The organism is Caballeronia grimmiae (assembly GCF_022879615.1).
Lineage (GTDB): Bacteria > Pseudomonadota > Gammaproteobacteria > Burkholderiales > Burkholderiaceae > Caballeronia > Caballeronia grimmiae.
Genome location: NZ_CP084273.1, coordinates 409,628 through 433,035 on the forward strand (window position 1 = coordinate 409,628; position 23,408 = coordinate 433,035).

Sequence of the window (23,408 nt, forward strand, 5' to 3'; positions counted from 1 at the left end):
ATCGTTGCGGCGCATACGGCGGGCCGCAGCGCATGCGGCTATTGCAACGCACTCGCCCCCGCCTTGGCGACCTGCGCATCCTGATCGGCCTTGACGCCCGACACGCCCACTGCGCCGATCACAACGCCATCCACCACGACCGGCACGCCGCCTTCGAGCGTGCCCGCGAGCGGCGCGCTGAGGAACGCCGTGCGGCCGTTGTTGATCATCTCCTCGTATTGCTTCGATTCGCGCCTGCCGAGCGCGGCCGTGCGTGCCTTTTCGGTTGCGATATACGCGCCGACAGGAGCGCAATCGTCGAGGCGCAACAGGCCGAGCGGATGACCGCCGTCATCGGTCACGACGATCGTCACCGGCCAGCCGTTCTTTTCCGCTTCGGCGCGCGCTGCGTCGAGAATACGTGTCGTTTCGGCGATGCCGAGGATCGGTTTGGTTTTCATGCTTCGCTCGATTAAGGGTGGGAAATAGAAGCGCCGCCTGTTCGAAGGCGGCGCGGTAAGTATGGACCTTCTGGGCTTATCCCGCGAGGCGCTCCGAGCCGCGAGCCGCCTGCCGCGTTTGCAGCAGCGCGAGCACCGCGCCGAAGACGAGCGCGCCCGACACGCAATAGATGCCCGCGTTCGTGCTATGCGTGACGTCCTTCAGCCAGCCGATGATCGACGCGCTGACGAAGCCCGCGAGATTGCCGACCGAGTTGATCATGCCGATGGCCGCTGCTGCGGAACCGCCCGCGAGAATCGCGCTGGGATAGGTCCAGAAGACGGGCATCGTCGCGAGCATGCCGGCGGTGCCGACAGTGAGCGCGAGCATCGCAAGCGGAATGTTGCCGGTGAGTTGCGTGCTGGCATAGAGCCCGACGCCCGCGAGCGCAGCGGGAATGGCGAAGTGCCAGCGGCGTTCGCCCGTGCGGTCCGAACTGCGTGCAACGAAGAACATGCTCGCCACGGCGACCGCGTACGGAATGGCGGTCAGCAAGCCGACTTGCAATGCGCCTTGCACGCCGCTTGCCTTCACGAGCGTCGGCAGATAGAAGCTGATGCCATAGAGGCCCATCATGCAGCAGAAGTAGATGACGGCCATCTTCCAGATGCGCAGATCCGTGAACACCTTGCCGAGCGAGCCATGCGTCTTGCCGGCGTCGTCGCGCTGGATGTTCGCTTCGAGCACGCGCTTCTCTTCTTCGCTCAGCCAGTTCGCCGCCCGAATATTGTTCGGGAGGCAGAACAGCGTGACCACGCCGAGCACCGCCGACGGAATGGCTTCGAGCAGAAAGAGCCATTGCCAGTTCGACCAGCCGCCCACGCCCTGGAATGCCGCCATGATCCATCCGGACAACGGCCCGCCGACGACGCCCGCCACCGGAATGCCCATCATGAAGAGCGCGTTCATGCGCGAGCGGCGCACGGCGGGGAACCAGTAAGTCAGGTACAGCACGATGCCCGGGAAGAAGCCCGCTTCGGCCACGCCGAGCAGAAAGCGCATGACGTAGAACATCGTCGGCGTCTTGACGAAGAGCGACGCGGCGGAAATGACGGCCCACGTAATCATGATCCGCGCGATCCATACCCGCGCGCCGACGCGGTGCATGATGATATTGCTTGGCACTTCGAACAAAAAATAGCCAATGAAAAAGATGCCCGCGCCGAGGCCATACACCGTCTCGCTGAAGGCGAGGTCGTTGAGCATCTGCAGCTTGGCGAAGCCGACGTTCACGCGGTCCAGATATGCGGCGACGTAACAGAGGAAGAGGAAGGGCAGGAGCCGCCATGCGGCTTTCGAATAGGCGCGCGCTTCGATCGCGGAGGAGCCGCGCGCCTCGCTGTCGGGATACTTGTTGCTTGCCACAGTGTGTCTCCAGTCTCTTTATGAATGATGTGTGCTTACGCGATGGCCTCGTCGACGATCTCGATCCAGTGGCGCACCGCCGTGCGTCCTGCGCCGCCGAGATGCGTCTGACAGCCGATGTTCGCGGTCGCGATGATATCGGGTTGCCCGCTTTCCAGGGCGTCGAGCTTGTTGTCGCGCAGCTGGCGTGAAAGCTCGGGCTGCGTGAATGCATACGTTCCCGCCGATCCGCAGCACAAGTGCGCGTCGGGCACGGACGTCAGCGAGAAACCGAGGCGGCTCAATATCGCTTCCACCGATCCGCCGAGCTTCTGCGCATGCTGAAGCGTGCAGGGGCAATGGAAGGCCACGCGCTGGTCGGCCTCTACACGCAGATGTTCGACCGGCAATGCAGCAAGCACTTCGCCGATGTCGCGCGCCAGTTCGCTCACGCGAGCCGCCTTGGCGGCATAGGCGGGATCGTTGCGCAGCAGATGACCGTATTCCTTGATGAACGCGCCGCAGCCGCTCGCGGTCTGAATGATCGCTTCCGCGCCGGCTTCGATCTTCGGCCACCACGCGTCGATGTTGCGCCGTGCGCGATCGAGCCCGGCGTCCTGCGCGTTGAGGTGATAGTCGACCGCGCCGCAGCAGCCGGCCTCGTGCGCGGCCTCGATGCTGACGCCCAGCCGATCCAGCACACGCGCGGTCGCCGCGTTCGTGTTCGGCGACAGCGAGCGTTGCGCGCAGCCTTCGAGCATCAGCATCCGCCGGGCGTGACGGATCGGCGGGCGGGGCGCGGCGTTCGCGATCTCGCGCGGAATCTTGTCGCCGATCTTCGCGGGCAGCGCGCCGCGCATCAACTGGCCTGCCTTCAGCAGGGCGCCAAACGTGCGCGGGCTCGGAATCGCCTTTCGCAGTCCCGCGCGCATCACGCGCTCGCTGATGGGACGCTCGACGCGCGCTTCCAGCATGTCGCGGCCGATATCGAGCAGCGCGTGATACTTCACGCCCGATGGACACGTCGTTTCGCAATTGCGGCACGTGAGACAGCGGTCCAGATGCAATTGCGTCTTGTCGCTCGCCGGCTGGCCTTCGAGCATCTGCTTGATGAGGTAGATGCGCCCGCGCGGGCCATCGAGTTCATTGCCGAGCAATTGATACGTCGGGCACGTCGCGTTGCAAAAGCCGCAATGCACGCACGACCGGAGAATGTCCTCCGCTTCCTTCGCGCGCGGCAGCGTGAGAGCCTGGTCGCTGAGATTCGTTTGCATGTCGATTAGTCGATGAGATCGCGTGGGGCTTCGTGCTCAATACTCGGCGTACATGCGCCCCGGATTGAAGATGCGGTGCGGATCGAGGCGCGCTTTCAGTTGCTCGTGCAGGCGCATGAGCGGCGCGGGCAGCGGATGAAACGGCTCTGCATCGCGATGCGCGGCGAAGCACGTCGCATGACCGCCCGCCGCGCTCGCGATCGCGCGAATATCGGTGGCGCGCGCATCGCTCTTGAGCCAGCGTTGCGCGCCGGCCCAGTCGAGCAGCGCCGCGCCGGGCAGTTCCATGAGCGGCGTCGCATTGGGAAGCGACAAGCGCCAGAGCGGGCGCGGATCGTCGAAGAAGGCGAGACGTTGCTCGCACAGGTCTTCCCAGAAGCGCTGATCGAGCGCGCTGCCGCCGATGCGATCCACCGCCGCCCGCACCGATCCCGTGCCGCCTTCGAGCCGCACGTGCAACGCGCCGTCGATGAAGCACGCGCCGCTGACGGGCAGCGCCGCGCGCCGCCATGCCGACAACTCGCGCATCGCCTCGCTGGCGTCCATCGCGCTGACGAGACTCGCGCCGGCACGCGGCTTCGGCAGCACTTTCAGCGATACTTCAGTGATGAGGCCGAGGCAGCCGAAGCTGCCGCTCATCAAACGCGATACATCGAAACCGGCGACGTTCTTCATCACCTGGCCGCCGAAGCGCAGATGCTTGCCTTCACCGGTGATGACGCGGCAGCCGAGCACGAAGTCACGCACGGAGCCTGCCCACGGCCGGCGCGGGCCGGCGAGCCCGCTCGCCACGACGCCGCCCAGGGTCGCCATCCCGTCATAGGTCGGCGGCTCGCACGGCAGCATCTGGTTCGCTTCGTCGAGCGCCGCGTTGATTTCGGCGAGCGGCGTGCCGGCGCGCGCGGTGATCACCAGCTCGCTCGGGTCGTAACCGACGATGCCGCGATGCGTGCGCGTGTCGATCTCGCGCGTGGGCGTCGTCGCCGGACGGCCGAGGAACGCCTTGGTCGCCGCGCCGCGAATCGAAAGCGGCTCGTGGCGCGCAATCGCATGTTGAACCTCGTCGACGAGGCGCGCGCTGTCATCGAAGGATAAGGAATCGCGCCGCATCAGAACCGCTCCAGTTCAGGGAAGGGCAGTGCGCCGTGATGCACGTGCATCGCGCCGAATTCGGCGCAGCGGTGCAGCGTCGGCACGTTCTTGCCGGGATTGAGCAGGCCGTTGGCGTCGAATGCCGCCTTGACCGCATGGAAGAAAGTGAGTTCGTCCGCGTTGAACTGCGCGCACATCTGATTGATCTTCTCGCGGCCCACGCCATGTTCGCCGGTGATGCTGCCGCCCACTTCGACGCACAGTTCGAGGATGCGCGCGCCAATCGTCTCGGCGCGTTCCGTTTCGCCGGGCGCGTTGGCATCGAAGAGAATCAGCGGATGCATGTTGCCGTCGCCCGCATGAAAGACGTTGGCCACTTGCAGCCCGTACTCCTGCGATAACGCCGCGATGCCTCGCAGCACGCGCGACAGCTCCCGGCGCGGAATGGTGCCGTCCATGCAGTAGTAATCAGGCGAGATGCGGCCCACCGCCGGGAACGCGTTCTTGCGGCCCGCCCAGAAGCGCTGGCGCTCCGCTTCGTTCGCGGCGAGCCGGATATCGGTCGCGCCCGCCGCGCGCAGCAGCGCTTCGACGCGCTCGCAATCTTCCTGCACGTCGGATTCGACGCCATCCACTTCGCAGAGCAGCAGCGCTTCGGCATCGACGGGATAGCCCGCGTGAATGAAGTCCTCGGCGGCGCGGATCGCGAGGTTGTCCATCATTTCGAGGCCGCCGGGAATGACGCCCGCCGCGATGATCTGCGCGACGGCGTCGCCGGCGCGTTCCACATCGTCGAAGCTTGCGAGCAGCACTTTCGCGCTTTGCGGCTTGGTCAGCAGCTTGACGGTGACTTCGACGACCACGCCGAGCATGCCTTCCGAACCGGTGATCAGCGCAAGCAGATCGAAGCCGGGTGAATCGAGCGCCTCGGAGCCGAGCGTCACGCGCTCGCCGTCGATGGTCACGATATCGACTTTCAGGATGTTATGAACCGTGAGGCCGTACTTGAGGCAATGCACGCCGCCCGCGTTCTCCGCGACGTTGCCGCCGATGGAACACGCAATCTGCGACGACGGGTCGGGCGCGTAATAGAGGCCATGCGGCGCGGCAGCTTGCGAAATCGCAAGGTTGCGGACGCCGGGCTGCACGCGCGCCATGCCCGCTTCGGCGTCGATTTCGAGGATACGGTTGAAGCGCGCCATCACGAGCAGGATGCCTTTCTCTAGCGGCAATGCGCCGCCGGAAAGCCCGGTGCCCGCGCCGCGCGCAACCACCGGAATGTGATGCGCCGACGCGTACTTGAGCAGCGCCTGGACTTCATCGACGTTGCCGGGCAACGCGACGAGCATCGGCGTGATGCGATACGCGGAAAGGCCGTCGCATTCGAACGGGCGCAGGTCTTCCTGATCGTGCAGGAGTTGAAGATCGGGCAGAAGCGCCCGAAGATCGCGGACGATGGCGGACTTGTCTTGATCGCGCAGCGGGCCGTCGATTCTTTCGTCGTAGGCGTAGGTCATGCGGTGTCTCCGTGCGGACGGCGTTCATTTCGTCGCCTGTCCGATTGCATGGTTTGCGCATTTTTGCGGCTCGCATGTGTGCATGTCGATGATTTTCGTGCTGGTATGACCAGTTTCTTTCGCGTGCAACTCGGGCTTCTGACGGCCGATGCCCTGAAAACGGCCATCTCGGTGGCGTTTGGGTTAGTGGATGGTGCTACCATTGAAGCTGGTCATACCAGTGCGGAAACCGGAGGTGGCGGCATGGAAGCGGACAAGCGCAAACTCGCGGATGTGGTCGTCGAGCGTGTGGAGCGTCTTATCGTCGATGGCGTGTTGAAAGAGGGCGAGCCGTTGCCCTCGGAACGACGTCTGACCGAAAAGCTCGGCGTGTCGCGCACGGCGCTGCGCGAAGGATTGAGGATTTTGCGTGCGCGCGGACTGATCGAGACATCGCATGGAAAAGGCTCGTTCGTCGCGAAGCTGACCGTCGAGCCCGCGCAAACGCCGATGATGCATCTGCTCGGCTCGCAACCGCGCACGCTCTACGACCTGCTCGAAGTGCGGGAGATGATCGAAGCGGAATCGGCCCGCCTCGCCGCGATGCGCGGCACGCCGGCCGACCATATCCTCATCAAGCGGCGCTATGAAGAGATGATGGCCGCGCAATCGAAGGAAACGGACGCGACCACGCATGCGCGGCTCGATCACGCGTTCCATCTCGCGATCTGCGAGGCGTCGCATAACCCGGTGCTCGTGCATACGCTCGGCATCCTCAACGACCTGATGCTAAGTTCCGTGTTTGCGTCCGTGAACAATCTTTATCACCGCGAGCAGCACAAGCGCGTGATCGACCGCCAGCATGCGCGGCTCTATAACGCGGTGACGGGGCAGTTGCCCGAACAGGCGCGCCGCGCCGCGAGCCAGCATATTCGCAGCGTGCGCGAGCGTTTCGCCGAGATCGAACAGGAAGAGCAGCGGCTCGTGCGATCGACCTTGCGGCTCGAAGGCTGGGCGTGAGCCAGCCGGCAAGCCATATAGAATGACTCGCGTCGAACGCGTATCCATTAACGAGGAGACAGCCAGCAATGACCAAACGTTATCGCATCGCCGTGATTCCCGGTGACGGCATCGGTGTGGAAGTGATGCCCGAGGGCCTGCGCGCGCTGGATGCCGTCGCAAGACGCTTCGACCTTGCGCTCGACTACGACCGTATCGACTGGGCGAGTTGCGACTACTACCTCGCGCACGGCCAGATGATGCCGGACGACTGGAAGGGCCGGCTCGAATCATGCGACGCGATTCTCTTCGGCGCGGTCGGCTGGCCCGACAAGGTGCCCGATCACATCTCGCTGTGGGGCTCGCTGCTCAAGTTCCGGCGCGAATTCGATCAGTACATCAACCTGCGTCCCGCGCGTCTTTTCGAGGGCGTGCCTTCGCCGCTCGCGAATCGCAAGGCGGGCGATATCGACTTCATGATCGTGCGTGAGAACACCGAAGGCGAATATTCGTCGGTCGGCGGCGTGTCGTTCGAAGGCACGGAGCGCGAGTTCGTATCGCAGACATCCATTTTCACGCGCAAGGGTGCGGAGCGCGTGCTGAAGTTCGCGTTCGATCTCGCGCAGCAGCGCAAGAAGAAGCTCACGGTCGCGACGAAAAGCAACGGCATCTCGATCAGCATGCCGTGGTGGGACGCGCGTGCCGCTGAAATGGCGCAGCAGTATCCTGACATCGAGTGGGACAAGCAGCACATCGACATACTCAGCGCGCGCTTCGTGCTGAGTCCCGACCGGTTCGATGTAGTCGTCGCGACGAACCTGTTCGGCGATATTCTTTCCGATCTCGGGCCCGCATGCACCGGCACAATCGGCATCGCGCCATCGGCCAACATGAATCCGGAGCGCACGTTCCCTTCGTTGTTCGAGCCGGTGCATGGGTCCGCGCCCGACATCGCGGGCAAAGGCATCGCCAACCCGATCGCGATGATCTGGTCCGCCGCAATGATGCTCGACTTCCTCGGCGAACGCGAGGCACACGACGCGATGCTCGATGCGATCACCGCTGTGCTGAAGGAAGGTCCGCATACGGGCGATCTCGGCGGCAAGGCAAGCACGGCCGAAGTGGGCGAAGCGGTGGCGGCGCGCATCGGCTGAACGTTCGATCACAAGACAAGGAGACGCAGCGGATGAACGACAACGACAAGAGCACGCAAGGCGAAGTCCGATTGACCATCGATGGTGCGGCGGCGCATGTCGTCTTCGATCGCACCGACGCTCACAACGCCATGACGTGGCACATGTACGAGCAGCTCGAAGCAATCTGCGAACGTCTTGCGAACGAGCACGATGTGCGCGTCGTCACGTTTCGCGGCGCGGGCGGCAAAGCCTTCGTGGCGGGCACGGACATTCAGCAATTCCGCGCGTTCAAGACCGCCGAAGATGGTGTGAATTACGAGCGCCGCATCGAGCGCGTGCTGAAGAAGGTCGATGCGTTGCCGATGCCCACGCTCGCCATCGTCGATGGTTGGTGTGTCGGCGGCGGCCTCGCGATTGCGGCATGCTGCGATCTGCGCATCGCGACGCCGCGTGCACAGTTCGGCGTGCCGATTGCACGCACGCTCGGCAACTGCCTTGCGATCAGTAATACGGCGCGGCTCGTTGCGGAGTTCGGCATCGGACGCGCAAAGCGCATGCTCGTGCTGGGCGACATGCTCGACGTAGAGGACGCCATCGCGGCGGGCTTCGTGATCGAAAGCGTCGAGCCGGATCAACTAGATGCGCGCGCGGCGGCGCTCGTCGATCGTCTTTCGCGCAATGCGCCGATCACGATGCGCGTGAGCAAGCAGTCGATGTCGCGCATGCTGGCGGCACTGCCGCTCGAAGGCGATGATCTGGTCCGCGATTGCTACGGCAGCCAGGATTTTCACGAAGGCGTCGCAGCGTTCACCGAAAAGCGCCCGCCGGCGTGGAAGGGTGTTTGACGCGCAGGAAGCGTGTCGATTTCGTGTCAAAGCGCTCAGCAAGAGCCGCGTTGCCGTTGTACGTGCGTGTTTATCGCCCGTCGAGATGGCTTGCTCTGCGCCGTACCTTGCACCGGTAAGAATGCGTACGTAATGCAAGGATTTCGGACGCACGCCCGGGCGATTACACAAAGCAAAGTCGGATGCCTAACGAACCGCATGCGCCATGTGGTCCGCGCGAGGACGCGCATGGGCACAGGGAATGCGCACCTATCGCGATGTAGACGCGCGCCTGGAAGAGCACAGAGAGTTGCCATCTCGATGCAGTACTGCTTTTACCGCCTGCGAAGTTCCGGTGCGCAACGAGCTTTCATCCACGTGTCGCGGTTCAATGGGGGCGAAGCGCGGCAGTGGCCCGGCGTATGGATCGCTCAGTCAGTGGCGAACGAGGACCGGCCGCGTCACGATGCATTGCCCAATTGTTCAAAGAGACCCGCGCGCCCTACACGGCCGGCACGTCGTCTGAAGCGGGAAAACGAGCATTGGTTAGGTAACGTTTCGATGGATTGGGAGTTGTGCATGACGCATATCACTGGAAGGCGCCCGAAGCTCGTGTTGTTCCCGACGCGAAGAGTCTTGCCTGCCCCCGGAGCGAGCGAGGACGATTTCCATGTCTACGCTTCTTATCGCGGGACGAGTGCGAGCGGTTACTACGGCACACTGAAAGTCGTTCGTAAAACGGACGGCCGGCTTCTTTTTCCGTTCGATGGCGCCGATACAATCGGTCCCTATCCGGCGAAAGGGGAGGCGATCGAAGCGGCGCAACGGCGTGGCGATGAAGTCGTCCGCGCCGACCTCGCGCGCCCCGAGCTTTGACTGCAGTTGTGGTTCCTTGCCGAGGAAATGGGCGCGTTCGTTCGATACATCGCGTCAGACCATCATGCGTCTGCGCGATACCCGACTCGTCTAGACACGGCGTCACCAACGCGCGCTGAAGGTTCGCCGCAGTTCATCGATCGCGGCTTCGTCGAGCGGAGCGGGGCGCGGCGTCGACATGAGCCAAAGGCGCGCGGTCTCCTCCAGTTCTTCGAGCGCATACGACGCATGCGATACGCTGCGCTCCCACACCACCGGCCCGAGCCGTTCGAGCAGCACCGCACGCACGTCCCCCGCAAGCTGCGCGATTTCAGCGGCGACCTGTGGATCGCCCGGGCGGCGATAGCGCACGAGCGGGACATGGCCGACCTTCATCACGTAGTACGGCGTGATCGGCGGCAGCACGTCGTCGTCGCGCCATACACCGGCGAGCGTCAATGCGACGAGCGACGTCGAATGTGTATGCACGACGCCGCGCGTTTCCGCGTTGGCGTCGTAGATCCGGCGATGCAGCTCCAGCGTCTTCGATGGCCGCCCGCCCGACAGATGCTGGCCGCTTTCGTCCACCTTCGCGATGTCGGCGGGATCGAGCCGGCCAAGACACGCATCCGTGGGCGTGATGAGCCAGCCGTCGTCGCATCGTGCGCTGATGTTGCCCGCCGTGCCGACCGTATAACCACGGGCATAGAGACTTGCGCCGACCGTGCAGATTTCCTCGCGCAGCTTCGCATCGCTGTTCGCGCCGATGAGATTGCCGCTCATGCGCGTTCCCCTTCGGTGAAGCGCAGCGCCTTCGCGAAGAAATCGCCCGCGCCGAAGTTGCCCGACTTGAGCGCGAGCGCAAGCGGCGTTTCACCGACCGTCACCGTGACCGGCACGCCCGGATCGATCGGCGGCCCGATCTGCAACATGTCGACGCCGAGCGCCTGCACCACCGCGCCCGACGTTTCGCCGCCCGCCACCACGAAGCGCCGCACGCCGCGCGCCTTCGCCTCGCGGGCGATCGCGGCGAGCGCATCTTCGACCAGCTTGCCCGCGGCGGCCACGCCGATTTCCTGCTGCACTGCCTTCACTTCGTCGGGCGTGGCCGTCGCATAGATGAGGACCGGCTGAGGCGCGTTTTCATCGATGAAAGCGAGCGCCGCGTCGACGACCGGTTCGCCTCGCGATAGCGCGCGCGGATCGATGCGAAACGCGGGCCGCGATGCGACCCATTCGGCCACTTGCGCGTTCGTCGCCTTCGACGCGCTGCCTGCCAGCACGAGCGCCGCTCCGTCGACAGCGGGCAATTCAGCGGCCTTGTCGTTCGACTCGATGAGTCCCGCGCGCCGGAAGTTTTCCGGCAAGCCGATGGCGACGCCCGAACCGCCCGTTATCAGCGGAAGGTCCGCGCATGCCGCGCCGAGGGTGCCCAAGTCGGCGTCGGTGAGCGCGTCGGCGATGGCGAGGCGCACGCCGTCCGCACGCAGCCGCGCGATCGCATCGCGAACGGCCGCTTCACCCGCTGCGACGGTTTCGCTGGCAATCAGGCCGACTTTCGACTTCGACTGGCGCTGCAACACGCGCACGAGGTTGGGGTCGCGCATCGGCGTGAGCGGATGATTCTCCATGCCCGATTCATTGAGCAGCGCATCGCCGACGAACAGATGTCCGCGATACACCGTGCGCTTGTTCTCGGGGAACGCGGGGCAGGCGATCGCGAAGTCGTCGCCCCCGAATTTGGCGAGCGCATCGAGCAATGCTTCGGCGACCGGGCCGATGTTGCCCGCATCGGTCGAATCGAACGTGGAGCAATACTTGAAGAAGAACTGGCGGCAGCCCTGCGCGCGCAGCCAGTCGAGCGCGGCGAGCGACTGGGCGACCGCGTCGGCGGGATCGATGGTGCGCGACTTAAGCGCGACCACGAGCGCGTCTGCGTCGATCGGCTCCGCCGACCCCGGCACGCCGATGGTCTGAATCGTACGCATGCCGCCGCGCACGAGCATGCTCGCGAGGTCGGTGGCGCCGGTGAAATCGTCGGCGATGCATCCCAGAACGGGACGCCGGTTAGATGTCTGCATGTCGGGTCTCCATGTGTCGACTGTACGGGCGTTTGCTATGTCGATGTTAATCCATGTTACGCCGATTGACGACGGCGATAATAAAAGTTAATGTCTGTGATCGCGATGAGCAGCCGGAGTTTGCCCGCGCCCACGCTCATCGTTAGCCGGCGAACGCGTTGCCGGCAATGGTTTTCTCGCGCGTATGCCAAGTTGAGCTACGAACTGGCGTACCTGTGCATCGGCTAAGATACGCGTTGATTTCGCGGGCTGCCGTCATGGCGCTCATGCCCGCATCGAAGGTCTTTCCATGTCGAGTCAAGCCAAACCCGATGCCGCCGATGTGCCGCTGATTCCCGATCAGCGGCGCGAAGCCATGCTGCGGCAATTGCGGCGGGACAAGGTGCTGTCGGTGCACCAGTTGATGGAATCGTTCAACTGTTCGCATATGACGGTGCGGCGCGATATCGCCGCGCTCGAAGAAGCGGGGCTCGTCTATACCGTGCCGGGCGGCGTGCGTATCGCGAATCATGTGAACGCGGAGCCGAGTCATCAGTTGAAGGCGGTCGTCGAACTGCCGCAGAAGCAGGCCATCGCGCGGCGGGCGGCAGAAACGCTGCGCCCGGGCATGTCCATCTATCTCGATGCGGGCACGACGATGCTCTCGTTCGTGCCGCATATCGTCGAGCTATCGAACATGACGGTCGTGACGAACGACTTCGAGATCGTGCGCGAATTCGCGAGCGCGACGCACGTCAATGTCATCCATATCGGCGGGCAACTGGATCACGCGAACCTGTCGAGCGTCGGTTCGCTCGCGGCGGCGACGCTGCGTCAGCTCGTGCTGGACGTGGCGTTCATATCGGCGAGTTCGTGGGATTTGCGGCGCGGTGTGACCACGCCTTCCCCGCCGAAAGTGGAGGTGAAGCTCGCGGCGATGGACGCGGCATCGCGCACCATGCTGACCGTCGCGAGTTCGAAGTACGGGACTGTCGGCCTGTACAAGGTGGCGAGTCTGGAACGCTTCGATCAGGTCATCACTGACGATGCGCTCGCGCCTGCAGCGGCGAACGGCATCCGGCAACAGGGCATCGATCTGGTGCTGGCCGAAGCTCGCTAGGCTTCGGCCAGACCAGCGACGCGCTGGAAGGACTGCTGGCTTACTTCATCGCAGGCGTTGCTTCTTCCGGCTCATTGCTCGTATAAAGCTGCGCTTCGCGGCGCTCGCCCGGTGCGGGTTTTCCTTCGAGCGGCGGCAGCTTCTTTGCCTCTTCCAGATCGATGCCTGCGCCTTCGGCGACACGCGTGCCGTAGTCCGGATCGCAATGCCAGAAGTGCCACACCATGCGCAGCGCGATGGGCTTCGGGCACGCCTTCATGTCGGCGACGAGGTTGGCGATCAGGTCGTCGCGCTCCCAGTCTTCGAAGCTGCGATAACGCTCGCCGGCCTGCTTGTAGTCGTCCTGCGTGCGCGATGCCTGATAGCGCCCGAGATGGCCTTCGACCCACGGGTGATAGTCATGCTGCTTCTTCGGCGCTTCTTTCAGGCCGCCCATCATGCTCGGCTCGTAGTTCACGTGCGGATTCTCTCCTGCGTTATCGACGTAATAGGCCATCTCCCCGTCGCGCTGATTGGTCTGCGCACCGTTCTTCGGCGCGTTGACCGGCAATTGCAGATAGTTCGGCCCCACGCGATACCGCTGCGTATCCGAATAAGAGAGCGTGCGGCCTTGCAGCATCTTGTCGTCGGAGAAGTCGATGCCGTCCACCAGCACGCCGGTACCAAACGCGGATTGCTCCGTTTCGGCGAACACGTTCTTCGGATTCTGATTCAGCACGAGCCGGCCGACCGGCAGCAGCGGGAACTTGTCCTCGGGCCAGCGCTTGGTATCGTCGAGCGGATCGAAGTCCAGTTCGGGATGATCGTCGTCGGACATGATCTGCACGCACATTTCCCATTCAGGATGATCGCCGCGTTCGATGGCATCGTAGAGATCGCGCGTCGCGTGCCCGACATCGCGCCCCTGAATTTCCGCAGCCTGCGCGGACGTCAGATTCTTCACACCCTGCTTCGGCTCGAACGAGAACTTAACGAGCACCGCTTCGCCCTGGTCGTTGACGAGCTTGTACGTGTTGACGCTCGACCCCTGCATGTGACGATAGTCCGCCGGAATGCCCCACGGACTCTTTACCCACGTGACCATGTGCAGCGACTCCGGATGATGCGCGACGAAGTCGAAGAAGCGCCACGGCTCCTGACGGTTGGACAGCGGGTCGGGCTTGAACGCGTGGATCATGTCGGGGAACTTGATCGCATCGCGAATGAAGAAGATCTTCAGGTTGTTGCCGACGAGGTCCCAGTTGCCATCCTCGGTATAGAACTTGATGGCGAAGCCACGCGGATCGCGTGCCGTCTCCGGAGATTCCTTTGCTCCGATCACGGTGGAAAAGCGCAGAAACACGGGCGTTTTGACGCCGGCTTTGGTCAGCACCTTGGCGCGCGTGTACTTTTCGGCCGGTTCGTTGCCGACCTTGCCGTAGGCCTCGAAGTAACCGAGCGCCGCCGTGCCGCGCGCGTGCACCACGCGCTCCGGAATGCGTTCACGATCGAAGTGCGTGATCTTTTCGATGAACGGATAATTCTCCAGCGTCGCCGGACCTCGTTCGCCGACGGTTCGCATGCTCTGATTGTCCTGCACAGGATGTCCCTGTCGCGTCGTCAGGACTTTCTCGTCGCTCATATCTCGCTCCTTGCTCGTGGCTGGACTGGCAGCCTCATAGTTGACCGTTTGCTCCGGCGCGCACAGTCATGCGCCGGCCCGTTGTCCGGGGAAGCAAACACCATACCGATGCCCGCAACGTCGTGGACGCAACCCTGCACGGTAATGCGTCCACGTTTCATCCACGTGTCTCGTGATGCGCGCATCACCCGGCGAGCTTGTCCTGCGTGCGCGTCTCGAAGTCGGATGCATCGTGACGCTCGTGCAGCTGGCTAGACGGCTCGCCGAAGGTGCGGTTCACCATGCGGCCGCGCTGCACGGCGGGACGCGCGCCGATGATGTCGGCCCAGCGGCGCACGTGCGTGTATTCGTGTACGGAGAGGAACTCGGCTGCATCGTAGAGCCAGCCGTTGACGAGGCCGCCATACCACGGCCAGATGGCGATATCCGCGATGGTGTACGCGTCCCCTGCGATAAAGGCGCTGTCCGCCAGCCGCTTGTCGAGGACATCGAGCTGGCGCTTGACTTCCATCGCGAAACGGTCGATGGGGTATTCCATTTTCGCCGGCGCGTAGGCGTAGAAGTGGCCAAAGCCGCCGCCGAGATACGGGGCGCTGCCCATTTGCCAGAACAGCCACGAGAGGCATTCGGCGCGCTGGCCGGGATCGGTCGGCAGGAACGCGCCGAACTTTTCCGCGAGATACAGCAGGATCGCGCCGGATTCGAATACGCGTACGGGCTTGGTGTGGCTGCGGTCGAGCAGGGCGGGAATCTTCGAGTTCGGATTCACGTCGATGAAGCCGCTGCCGAACTGCTCGCCCTCGCCGATGCGGATGAGCCATGCATCGTATTGCGCGCCTTCGTGTCCGAGCGCGAGCAACTCTTCGAGCATCACCGTCACTTTGACGCCGTTGGGCGTCGCGAGCGAATAAAGCTGCAACGGATGACGTCCGACCGGCAATGGCTTGTCATGCGTGGGACCGGAAACCGGGCGATTGATGTTGGCGAAACGCCCGCCGCTCTCCTTGTTCCAGGTCCATACGGCCGGTGGTACGTAGTCGGACGGGTCGCTCATGCTTCAGGCTCCTTCGCGGATGGGGGTGGGGTCGGTTGAGGTTAGCAGGTCCGGGGTGATCGTGCTTTTTGCGGGCTGCGGAGTTGGGTCGCCCGCAGCGCTTCAGCAAAGTGCGTGCTGCGGTGTGCGGCGACGTTGGCGAGTCAGGCAACGGAGCGTCTTGCTCAATGCTCCCGATTTCCCGACTAGTGCGGTAAGCGTTCAAGAGCGAATTCAGAGTTGGCTGACTGTGAAAGACCATTAGGACAACGACAATTGAAGGTTCGACTGGTTTCGCCGCTGCACAAGAAAAATGAACAAAGGTTTGTACAAGGCAATCTTCTGTCGCGTGCGGCGCATGATGATTGCCGTCGCTGACTTCGCCACATCGCATGGGAGCGCTCCGCGCAGTGGCGTGCGTCACGCGGTCGGCAGTCATTCGGGCGCTGTGCCGGTGCTGCGCACAACGGCGTTCGCCGCGATGCTGCTGCTTGGCACCGTCTCGACGATGGCCGATGCGCAGATCGTCGCCGCACCGGGATCGGGCGCACAGGTCATTCAGACACAGAATGGGCTGGATCAAGTGAACGTCGCCCGTCCGAGTGCGGCCGGCGTGTCATTGAACACATTTTCACAGTTCGATGTGCCGGGCAAAGGCGCGATCCTGAACAACTCGCCGACCATTGTCCAATCGCAACAAGCGGGCTACATCAATGGCAATCCCAATTTCGGGCCGGGGCAGTCGGCGGGGATCATCGTCAACCAGGTGATGAGCAACTCGCCTTCGCAACTGCGAGGGTATCTCGAGGTCGTGGGGCAGAGAGCCGAGGTCATCGTTGCCAACCCGAACGGGATCGTGGTCGACGGTGGCGGCTTCATCAACACGTCGCGCGCCATCCTGACGACTGGCACGCCGAACTTTGGCGCAAACGGCAGTCTGTCAGGCTTCACCGTGACGGGCGGCAACATCACGGTTCAAGGCGCGGGGCTGAATACGAAGAACGTCGATCAGGTCGATTTGCTCGCCCGCGCAATTCAGGTCAATGCCGCGATCTACGCGAACAACCTGAACGTTATCGCTGGCGCGAATCAAATCGACCACAACACGCTGTCGGCGACGGCAATCGCCGGTAATGGCGCTGCGCCAGCGATGGCGATCGATGTCGGCGCGCTGGGCGGGATGTACTCGAATCGCATCTTTCTGGCGTCGAACGAATTCGGCGTCGGTGTGAGCACACGCGGAGTCCTGGCCGCGCAGGCAGGCGACTTGACGCTGCAATCGAGCGGACGACTCGTGCTCGCCGGGCAGACCAACGCAAGCGGCACGATCAACGCGAACGCGCGCGACGGCATCGACAATAGCGGCACGACCTACGCGCAAGGCAACGTGAGCGTCGCAACGGGCGGCACCTTGTCGAACACGGGCGTGCTGGCCGCGCAAAACAATACGACGGTCAACGCAGGCAGTGTCGCCTCGTCGGGCACGCTCGGCGCAGGCGTCAATAGCGATGGCACGATCGCCACGCAAGGCGATCTAACCGTGCTCGCAAACGGCGCAGTATCGGCGACCGGTCGCAATGCAGCAGGTGCCAACGCAGTCGTGCAAGGATCTTCGGTGAACCTTGCCGGCAGTTCCACCACGGCCAACGGCAATCTCGCGCTCGTCGCGTCTTCGGGCGACATCAATCTGTCGTCCGCGACGGCGACGGCGGGTGGCCGCATCGACGCGACCGCCACCGGCACCCTTGTCATCGATAGCGGCGCGATGAAGTCAGGCGCCGCGCAGACCATCACCGCCGGTGCGCTGTCGAACCGCAACGGGCAACTCGTGTCAGGCGGCACGCTGATGGCCACCGTCGCCTCGGCCTTGCAGAACCAGGGCGGCACCATGCAGGCGGCAGGGGCGCTCGCCGCAAGTGCCGCGAGCGTCGACAACAGCGCGGGTCATATCGCATCGCTTAACGCGGACGGCCTGAACGTCACCGCCTCGGGCCTCGTGAACAACGCGCAGGGCGGCACGATCGGCGGCAACGGAAACGTCGTCGTGCAGGCGGGCCAACTCGTCAACGCGGGCGCGATCACGGCCGTGCAAGACCTGAGCGCGACGGCCACGCAATCGCTCGCGAACTCCGGCTCGCTCGCCGCAAACGGCAACGCGACCGTCACGGCAGGCACAACGCTCACTGATGCAGGCGGCGCCATCTCTGCCGGCAAGCTCGTGAATGTCAAGGCCGCGACGCTCGATAACAGCAGTGGAACCATCACCGGCGGGCAACTCGCGCTGACGGCGGGCAATTTCGTCAATCACAACGGCAGTGCGACGCAAACGGGCGCCGGCGCGACGCTGCTCGCGGTCACCGGGACGCTCGACAACGCCAGCGGATCGATTCAAACGAACGCGGCGGATCTGTCGCTGACACCCGCCGCACTGCTCAACGACAACGGCAAGATCACGAGTTCGGGCGCGGGCACGCTGTCGATCAACAGCGGCAGCGTGTCGAACAACGGCGGCACCATCGCGACCAACGGGGCGCTGAACGCCACGGTCAATCGCGCGCTGTCCAATCAGGGCGGCACGCTGCAGGCCGGCGGTGCGTTGAACGCGCAAGCGGCGAGCCTCGACAATACCAATGGGCGCATCACGTCGCTGGGTGCGAACGGGCTTGCAATCAGCACGACGGGGCTACTCAATAACGGCTCGAACGGACAGATCGCGGGCAACGGCGTCGTCACGCTGCAGGCCGCTCAACTGGCCAACGCGGGTTCCATCACCGCGATGCAAGGCTTGATCGCGCGTGCGGTGCAGACCTTGTTCAATAGCGGAACGCTCGCAGCGAACGGGACCACGCAGGTGACGGCAGGCACCACGCTCACGAACGCGGGCACGATCGCCGGCACTCAGCTCATGCTCTCGGCTTATGACCTCGTGAACCGTAGCGGCACGATCGCGCAGGCCGGCACGGCGCCGACGACGTTCACCGTCACTGGCACGCTCGATAATACGTCGGGCACGATTCAGACCAACGCGGCGAATCTGACGCTTGCGCCCGCCGCGCTTCTGAACGACAACGGCACCATCACGAGTTCCGGCAACGGCACGCTCGCTATCAACAGCAGCAGCGTGTCGAACAACGGCGGCACGATTGCGACGAACGGCGCGCTGGATGTGCAGAGCGGCGCGGTGTCGAATCGCGGCGGCACGCTCGCGGCGCAGACGTCGGCGGGGCTGGCGGTTGCATCGCTCGATAACAGCGCGGGCGGCTATGTCGGCGCAAAGGACGTCTCCATCGACGATGCCGGCTCGTTGAACAACACCGGCGGCACGGTGCAGGCCAACGGCGTGCTAGCCGTGGCGGCCCAGGACATCGCCAACGACAGCGGCACGATTGCAAACGGCGGCATGGGTGCGACGACGGTCGCGGCGCGCGGGGCGCTGACCAACACGAACAATGGCGTGATCGGCGGCAATGGCGATGTGTCGGTCGCGGGCGCAAGCGTCGACAATTCCGGTGGCACGTTGGTCGCTGCCGGATCGATCAATACGCAATCGAACAGCACGTTTATCAACCGCGCGGGGCTGATTCAGGCAGGCGCAGACGTTTCCGTGGCTGCGGCCGGCGCGATCGACAATACCGGCGGCCAGATCGAAGCGGACGGCTCAGATTCGGCGTTGTCGATGTCGGGCGCATCGCTGGACAACACGGGTGGACGGATCGCGAACAGCGGAAGCGGCGCGATGGGCATCAACGCCGGGACGATCGTCAACAGCAATGCGGGCGGCGTGGCGGGCGCCGGCATGATCGGCGGCAATGGCGATGTCGCGCTGACGACGCAAACGCTCTCGAACACGAACGGCGCCCAAGTGCTCGCCGGGCACGACCTGGCGCTGAACGTAGCGCAGTCGGCCGACAACACGAACGCGACGCTGTCGGGCGCGAACAACCTCACGCTCAACGGACCGAACGCCACGCTCGCGAATACGAACGGTTCGGTCCACGGTAACGGCGCAATCGTGCTGAACACGGCGTCGATCGACAACACGAACGGGCGCATCGGCAACGATCAGGGCAGCGGTGGGAGTGTCGCGATCGCGACCGGTGCCTTGGCGAACCAGAACGGTGCGATCGGCAGCGACCAGAACCTGGTGCTCTCGACCAATACGCTGAATGGCGATGGCCGCATCATCGCGGGCAACGACGGCGCGGTGACGATCAACGGCGACTACACGCTGGACGGCGCGAACGTGATCCAGGCCAATCACGATCTCACTTTCACCACGGCGGGCAGCTTCACGAATTAAGGCACGCTCGCGGCAGTGAACGCGCTGACGGTGAACGCGCAGAACGTTGACAATCAGGCGGGCGCGGACCTGAACTCCGCGGCGACGTCGGTGAACGCGGCCAACGCCATCACGAACGAAGGACGCATCGAAGGCGATACGGTCGCAACCACCAGCGCCACGCTCGTCAATACGGCGACGATCATCGGCAATCAGGTAACGCTCACTGGCACGCAGTCGATCGTCAATGATGGCGCGGCGGCGGTGATGGCCGCAGCATCGGAGCTGAATCTGTACTCCCGCGGCGATATCAGCAACACCAACGGCGCGAATATCTTCAGCCTCGGCGACATCAACATCGCGGGCGATGGCACGCGCGACGCCAATGGCCTGCTTGCCAATCGTGCGAACACGGTCACCAACGATCAATCGACGATTGAAGCGCAAGGCAATATCGAAGTCGCGACGGACACGCTGAACAACACGCGGCCCGCGCCGACGGTCGAGACGGTGACGACGGATGTCGAAACGCTCCACCAGACCAAGCGGTCGAAGTACATCGCCTGCACCACGACGGGCGGCGACAAGAATGCGGGCTGTACCGATGCGATCGAGTACGGACCCTACATGCATCCGCAGGACGCCACCTTCAGCGACGCCGATGTCATCTCGACGACGAGCGGCAGCAATGCGGCGGACCGCGTGCTCGTGGTGAACCTGAACGGCACACCAACGACGCTTTACTACAACACCCTCACGCAAAACGGCGACGGCAATGGCACGTTGAACGTGATCGACAACGGCGTCATCATCCACACGACGGGTGGCAACCCGGCGGTGAACGGCGGCAATGGCACGGATACCCCCGGCAACGGCTCGGCCAATAACGGCGGCGGAACTGGCGCCGGCACCGGGACGGGCACGGACACGGGCACCAGCACGGGCGCCGACACCCAAAGCAGCGGTTCGCACCGCAACTCGGACGCGAGTACGGCGGCAGCGGTGGTGGGCGGTATCGGTCTGGCAGGCGGCATGTCGTACCTGATCTACGCAAGCGAGATGCACATGTATCTGGACGAAGTGCAGCCGCTGACGATGGAACTGGGCGACGCAGCGTTCTGGGCCGATGCAAGCATCGACGAAGTCTGGGTCGATCTGCAAACCGAGACCGCCGATGTGAACATCGTGACCCGCTCCGGAGATCTGTCGCGTCACATGGCTTACCGTGACGGCGCTGACGGCGTGAAGCACTACTCGTACGAAGACGAGTCGTCGAATACGAAGGCCGATCTGGCGGTGAACATGCAGACGCGTGAGTACTTCTATACGGAAAGCGGCGTCAAGGACGGCAAGGAGTACGTCGTCAAGTCGCACGGCTGGCTGAAGCCCGGCGCGCTCTACCCGGTGCATGCCCAGGCAACGGCGAACGCCGTAGTGCAGTAAGCCTCAGGCAAGAGAAAGGCGGTGCAACGCCGCCTTTCTGAGCATCAGGCATTACCTGGCCCGGCCACAGCGCCGGGCTTTTTCATTTTTGTGCACAGTCCGGCGCGCATGCGTCCTCCCAAATTAGAACTTCTTCTATTCGATGCGACCGGGGGAAACCTTAATCTTGTTTCCGAGGGCGCCAGAGCGATATCGAAGCAAACGAGCCGGTCGCATGCGGCACCAGCCAGATCGCGAAATTCGTCGCGCCAGATCAATCCACTCAGGAACCCAACATGAAATTCAGCATCGCAAAGTTCGAACACTTGTGCTATCGCCGCGAACACGAAGCGGCGAGCCGGATGCTCATCGAACTGCTCAACAAGATCGACCAGAACTACGGCGTGCTCATGGACGTGGATACGTGGGCGCAGTCCGCCGAAGCGTTCGACATCATGGACGATCACCTGCTCACGCGCCTGACGTCGGCCATCAGCACGCTGGCTTCCGACCCTCAGTTCACCATTTCAAATCATGGCATCGGCCAGCTCATGCTGTTCCAGCGCTGGCTCGCTGCGATGTTCGCCGCCAGTCCGTTCCGCAACGCCGACCACATCCTGCGTTCGTTCAGTGCGGACGAGGAATCGCGCAATTCGATCAATCTGCGGAACAGCGAATTCCGCAAATTCCAGCTTTTCTACCTGCCCGAGTCGGAAGTGCGTCTCGACTGGGATCTTCTGTGGAAGCACGACAAGGTGATGACCGCGAGCATGGCGACGACCATCATGTCGTCCCGCTTCCTCGCCACGCCTTCCGCGCATTCGAAGCGCGAAATGCTGCTGCGCTGGCTGCCCGAGCGGCTCGCGGAAGTCGAAAGCCTCGACGTGCTGCCGATGGGCGTCTTCCATGACATGTACATGCACTCGAGCTATGCCGACTATTCCGGCAAGCACGACATCAAGAAGCCGATCAATGCGCTGATTCGCCGCAAGCTGAAGAGCCTCGACATCCACGACGTCGAGCGCAAGGCGCAGCCGGCGAAGAACGGCGAGAAGCCCGTCGTGCTCGTCGTGCTCGAATGGTTCTCGAAGAATCACTCGATCTATCGCACGCACTCGCAGACGATGGTCGCGATGCGTGACAAGTTCCACCTCGTCGGCATGGGCTATGACGGCCGCGTGGACGATGCGGGCAAGGCCGTGTTCCACGAGTTCATTCCGCTGCAAGGCGGCAATCTCTGGGAAGTCGCGAAGCACGTGCGTCAGACCAGCGAAGCGCTCAACGCGCAGATGATGTACATGCCGAGCGTCGGCATGTTCCCGATCACGATGGTGCTGGCCTGCCTGCGGGTCGCGCCGCTGCAAATGATGGCGCTCGGCCATCCTGCCACCACGCACGGTCATGCGATGGACTATGTCGTCGTCGAAGAAGACTACGTGGGCGACGAAGCATGCTTCAGCGAGAAGCTGCTCAAGCTGCCGAAGGACGGCATGCCGTACCGCGCGCCGGCCGCGTTGCTCGAACTCGAGCTTCCGGAGAAGCAGCCGTCGGATGGCGTGGTGAAGATCGCGGTCGCCGGCACGACGATCAAGCAGAACCCCGGCTTCCTCAACACGTGCGCCGAGATTGCGCGGGAATCGAAGGTGCCGGTGCATTTCCACTTCCTGATGGGCCAGGCTAACGGCCTGATTTATCCGCAAGTGCGCAACCTGGTGCGCCGCCTGATGGGCGACAAGGCCACCGTGCACAAGCATCAGAACTACGGCAGTTACATGAAGGTGATCGCTGGCTGCGAACTGTTCCTGAATCCGTTCGCGTTCGGCAATACGAACGGCATCGTCGATACGGTGTGGGCGGGTCTCGTCGGCGTGTGCAAGACCGGGCGCGAAGTGCACGAGCATATCGACGAAGGCATGTTCCGTCGTCTCGGCTTCCCCGATTGGATGATTGCGAAGACGAACGAAGAGTACAAGGCATCGGCGCTGCGTCTGATCGAGAACGCCGATGAGCGCGCCGAACTGTCGGCGAAGCTCGCAGGTCCACAAGCCATCGAAAAGCTGATCTTCGCGGGCCGTCCGGAGATTCTCGGCGAGCGAATGGAAGCGTTGTGGAAGGAGCAACTGCCCAGTGCAAAGCCGCGCGCCCGTGGAGCGAAAAAAGTGCGAGGCGCCACCGAGACCGCATGAGCACGTTCGTTGAAACGACTGCCTCCTGAATGAACAAAGCCCGGCTACGTGCCGGGCTTTGGTCATTCAAGGGCCGCCTTGCCCGCGCATCGCGTGCCGAAACACTGCGTTTCCCCGCTGTCTCGCGCCACTTTAGAACTTGTTCTATTCGAATGAGGCAAGCGAATCCTTAACCTTGTATTTGAGA

17 protein-coding genes are annotated in these 23,408 nt (G+C 63.5%); 8 read left to right on the top strand and 9 right to left on the bottom strand.

What is annotated here, in order from left to right:
• Positions 1 to 38 precede the first annotated feature (38 nt).
• The 5 genes from LDZ21_RS21165 to glcD all read right to left on the bottom strand — a co-directional run bounded on the left by LDZ21_RS21165 (position 39) and on the right by glcD (position 5,707).
• Positions 39 to 440, bottom strand: a complete 402-nt coding sequence (locus LDZ21_RS21165) for a heme-binding protein (RefSeq protein WP_244796635.1) — start codon at positions 438 to 440, stop codon at positions 39 to 41.
• A 76-nt stretch (positions 441 to 516) separates the two neighbouring features.
• Positions 517 to 1,845: an MFS transporter gene (locus tag LDZ21_RS21170; protein ID WP_404980712.1), complete on the bottom strand. Its 1,329-nt coding sequence runs from the start codon at positions 1,843 to 1,845 to the stop codon at positions 517 to 519.
• Positions 1,846 to 1,880: 35 nt separating this feature from the next.
• Positions 1,881 to 3,098, bottom strand: a complete 1,218-nt coding sequence (gene glcF, locus LDZ21_RS21175; RefSeq protein WP_244796636.1) for a glycolate oxidase subunit GlcF — start codon at positions 3,096 to 3,098, stop codon at positions 1,881 to 1,883.
• Between the two features lie 36 nt (positions 3,099 to 3,134).
• Positions 3,135 to 4,208 carry a glycolate oxidase subunit GlcE gene (glcE, locus tag LDZ21_RS21180; protein ID WP_244796637.1) on the bottom strand — a complete coding sequence of 358 codons (1,074 nt, stop codon included), beginning with the start codon at positions 4,206 to 4,208 and terminating at the stop codon, positions 3,135 to 3,137.
• The gene (gene glcD / locus LDZ21_RS21185) at positions 4,208 to 5,707 is read right to left on the bottom strand and encodes a glycolate oxidase subunit GlcD (RefSeq protein WP_244796638.1); all 1,500 of its coding nucleotides are present in this window, start codon (positions 5,705 to 5,707) and stop codon (positions 4,208 to 4,210) included. Before glcD ends, glcE begins: the two co-directional genes overlap by 1 nt.
• Positions 5,708 to 5,950: 243 nt before the next feature.
• Between glcD and glcC the strand changes: the two genes are divergently transcribed.
• The 4 genes from glcC to LDZ21_RS21205 all read left to right on the top strand — a co-directional run bounded on the left by glcC (position 5,951) and on the right by LDZ21_RS21205 (position 9,521).
• Positions 5,951 to 6,706, top strand: a complete 756-nt coding sequence (gene glcC, locus LDZ21_RS21190; RefSeq protein WP_035970016.1) for a transcriptional regulator GlcC — start codon at positions 5,951 to 5,953, stop codon at positions 6,704 to 6,706.
• Positions 6,707 to 6,774: 68 nt separating this feature from the next.
• Positions 6,775 to 7,839, top strand: coding sequence for a tartrate dehydrogenase (locus LDZ21_RS21195; protein WP_244796639.1), 1,065 nt, complete (start codon positions 6,775 to 6,777; stop codon positions 7,837 to 7,839).
• A gap of 32 nt (positions 7,840 to 7,871) precedes the next feature.
• Complete coding sequence (locus LDZ21_RS21200) at positions 7,872 to 8,666, top strand: enoyl-CoA hydratase/isomerase family protein (RefSeq protein ID WP_244796640.1); 795 nt, start codon at positions 7,872 to 7,874, stop codon at positions 8,664 to 8,666.
• Between the two features lie 591 nt (positions 8,667 to 9,257).
• Positions 9,258 to 9,521: a DUF6723 family protein gene (locus LDZ21_RS21205; RefSeq protein WP_342346301.1), complete on the top strand. Its 264-nt coding sequence runs from the start codon at positions 9,258 to 9,260 to the stop codon at positions 9,519 to 9,521.
• 102 nt (positions 9,522 to 9,623) lie between these two features.
• Here the strand turns inward: LDZ21_RS21205 and otnC are convergent, their stop codons facing one another.
• Both otnC and otnK read right to left on the bottom strand, forming a co-directional pair.
• Positions 9,624 to 10,283 (bottom strand): 3-oxo-tetronate 4-phosphate decarboxylase, encoded by a 660-nt coding sequence (gene otnC / locus LDZ21_RS21210; RefSeq protein WP_244796641.1) that lies wholly within the window; start codon positions 10,281 to 10,283, stop codon positions 9,624 to 9,626.
• Positions 10,280 to 11,581, bottom strand: a complete 1,302-nt coding sequence (gene otnK / locus LDZ21_RS21215) for a 3-oxo-tetronate kinase (protein WP_244796642.1) — start codon at positions 11,579 to 11,581, stop codon at positions 10,280 to 10,282. The genes otnC and otnK overlap by 4 nt, the downstream gene beginning before the upstream one ends.
• Positions 11,582 to 11,870: 289 nt before the next feature.
• Between otnK and LDZ21_RS21220 the strand changes: the two genes are divergently transcribed.
• The gene (locus tag LDZ21_RS21220; protein ID WP_244796643.1) at positions 11,871 to 12,680 is read left to right on the top strand and encodes a DeoR/GlpR family DNA-binding transcription regulator; all 810 of its coding nucleotides are present in this window, start codon (positions 11,871 to 11,873) and stop codon (positions 12,678 to 12,680) included.
• Positions 12,681 to 12,720: 40 nt separating this feature from the next.
• On the opposite strand, the gene LDZ21_RS21225 is transcribed toward LDZ21_RS21220, so the two are convergent.
• Together LDZ21_RS21225 and yghU are read right to left on the bottom strand one after the other, a co-directional pair.
• Entirely contained in the window at positions 12,721 to 14,301 is a 1,581-nt protein-coding gene (locus LDZ21_RS21225; RefSeq protein WP_244796644.1) for a catalase, read from the bottom strand.
• A 184-nt stretch (positions 14,302 to 14,485) separates the two neighbouring features.
• A complete protein-coding gene (yghU, locus tag LDZ21_RS21230) occupies positions 14,486 to 15,355 on the bottom strand; it encodes a glutathione-dependent disulfide-bond oxidoreductase (protein WP_244796645.1) in 870 nt (289 codons plus the stop codon).
• 292 nt (positions 15,356 to 15,647) lie between these two features.
• Here yghU and LDZ21_RS21235 point away from each other — a divergent pair, with 292 nt between their 5' ends.
• The 3 genes from LDZ21_RS21235 (at position 15,648) to LDZ21_RS21240 (ending at position 23,221) form a co-directional block, all read left to right on the top strand.
• Positions 15,648 to 19,634: a beta strand repeat-containing protein gene (locus tag LDZ21_RS21235; protein WP_309775023.1), complete on the top strand. Its 3,987-nt coding sequence runs from the start codon at positions 15,648 to 15,650 to the stop codon at positions 19,632 to 19,634.
• 15 nt (positions 19,635 to 19,649) lie between these two features.
• Positions 19,650 to 21,056, top strand: coding sequence for a hypothetical protein (locus LDZ21_RS31330; protein WP_309775021.1), 1,407 nt, complete (start codon positions 19,650 to 19,652; stop codon positions 21,054 to 21,056).
• Positions 21,057 to 21,331: 275 nt separating this feature from the next.
• A complete protein-coding gene (locus tag LDZ21_RS21240; RefSeq protein ID WP_244796646.1) occupies positions 21,332 to 23,221 on the top strand; it encodes a peptide transporter in 1,890 nt (629 codons plus the stop codon).
• Positions 23,222 to 23,408: the final 187 nt, after the last annotated feature.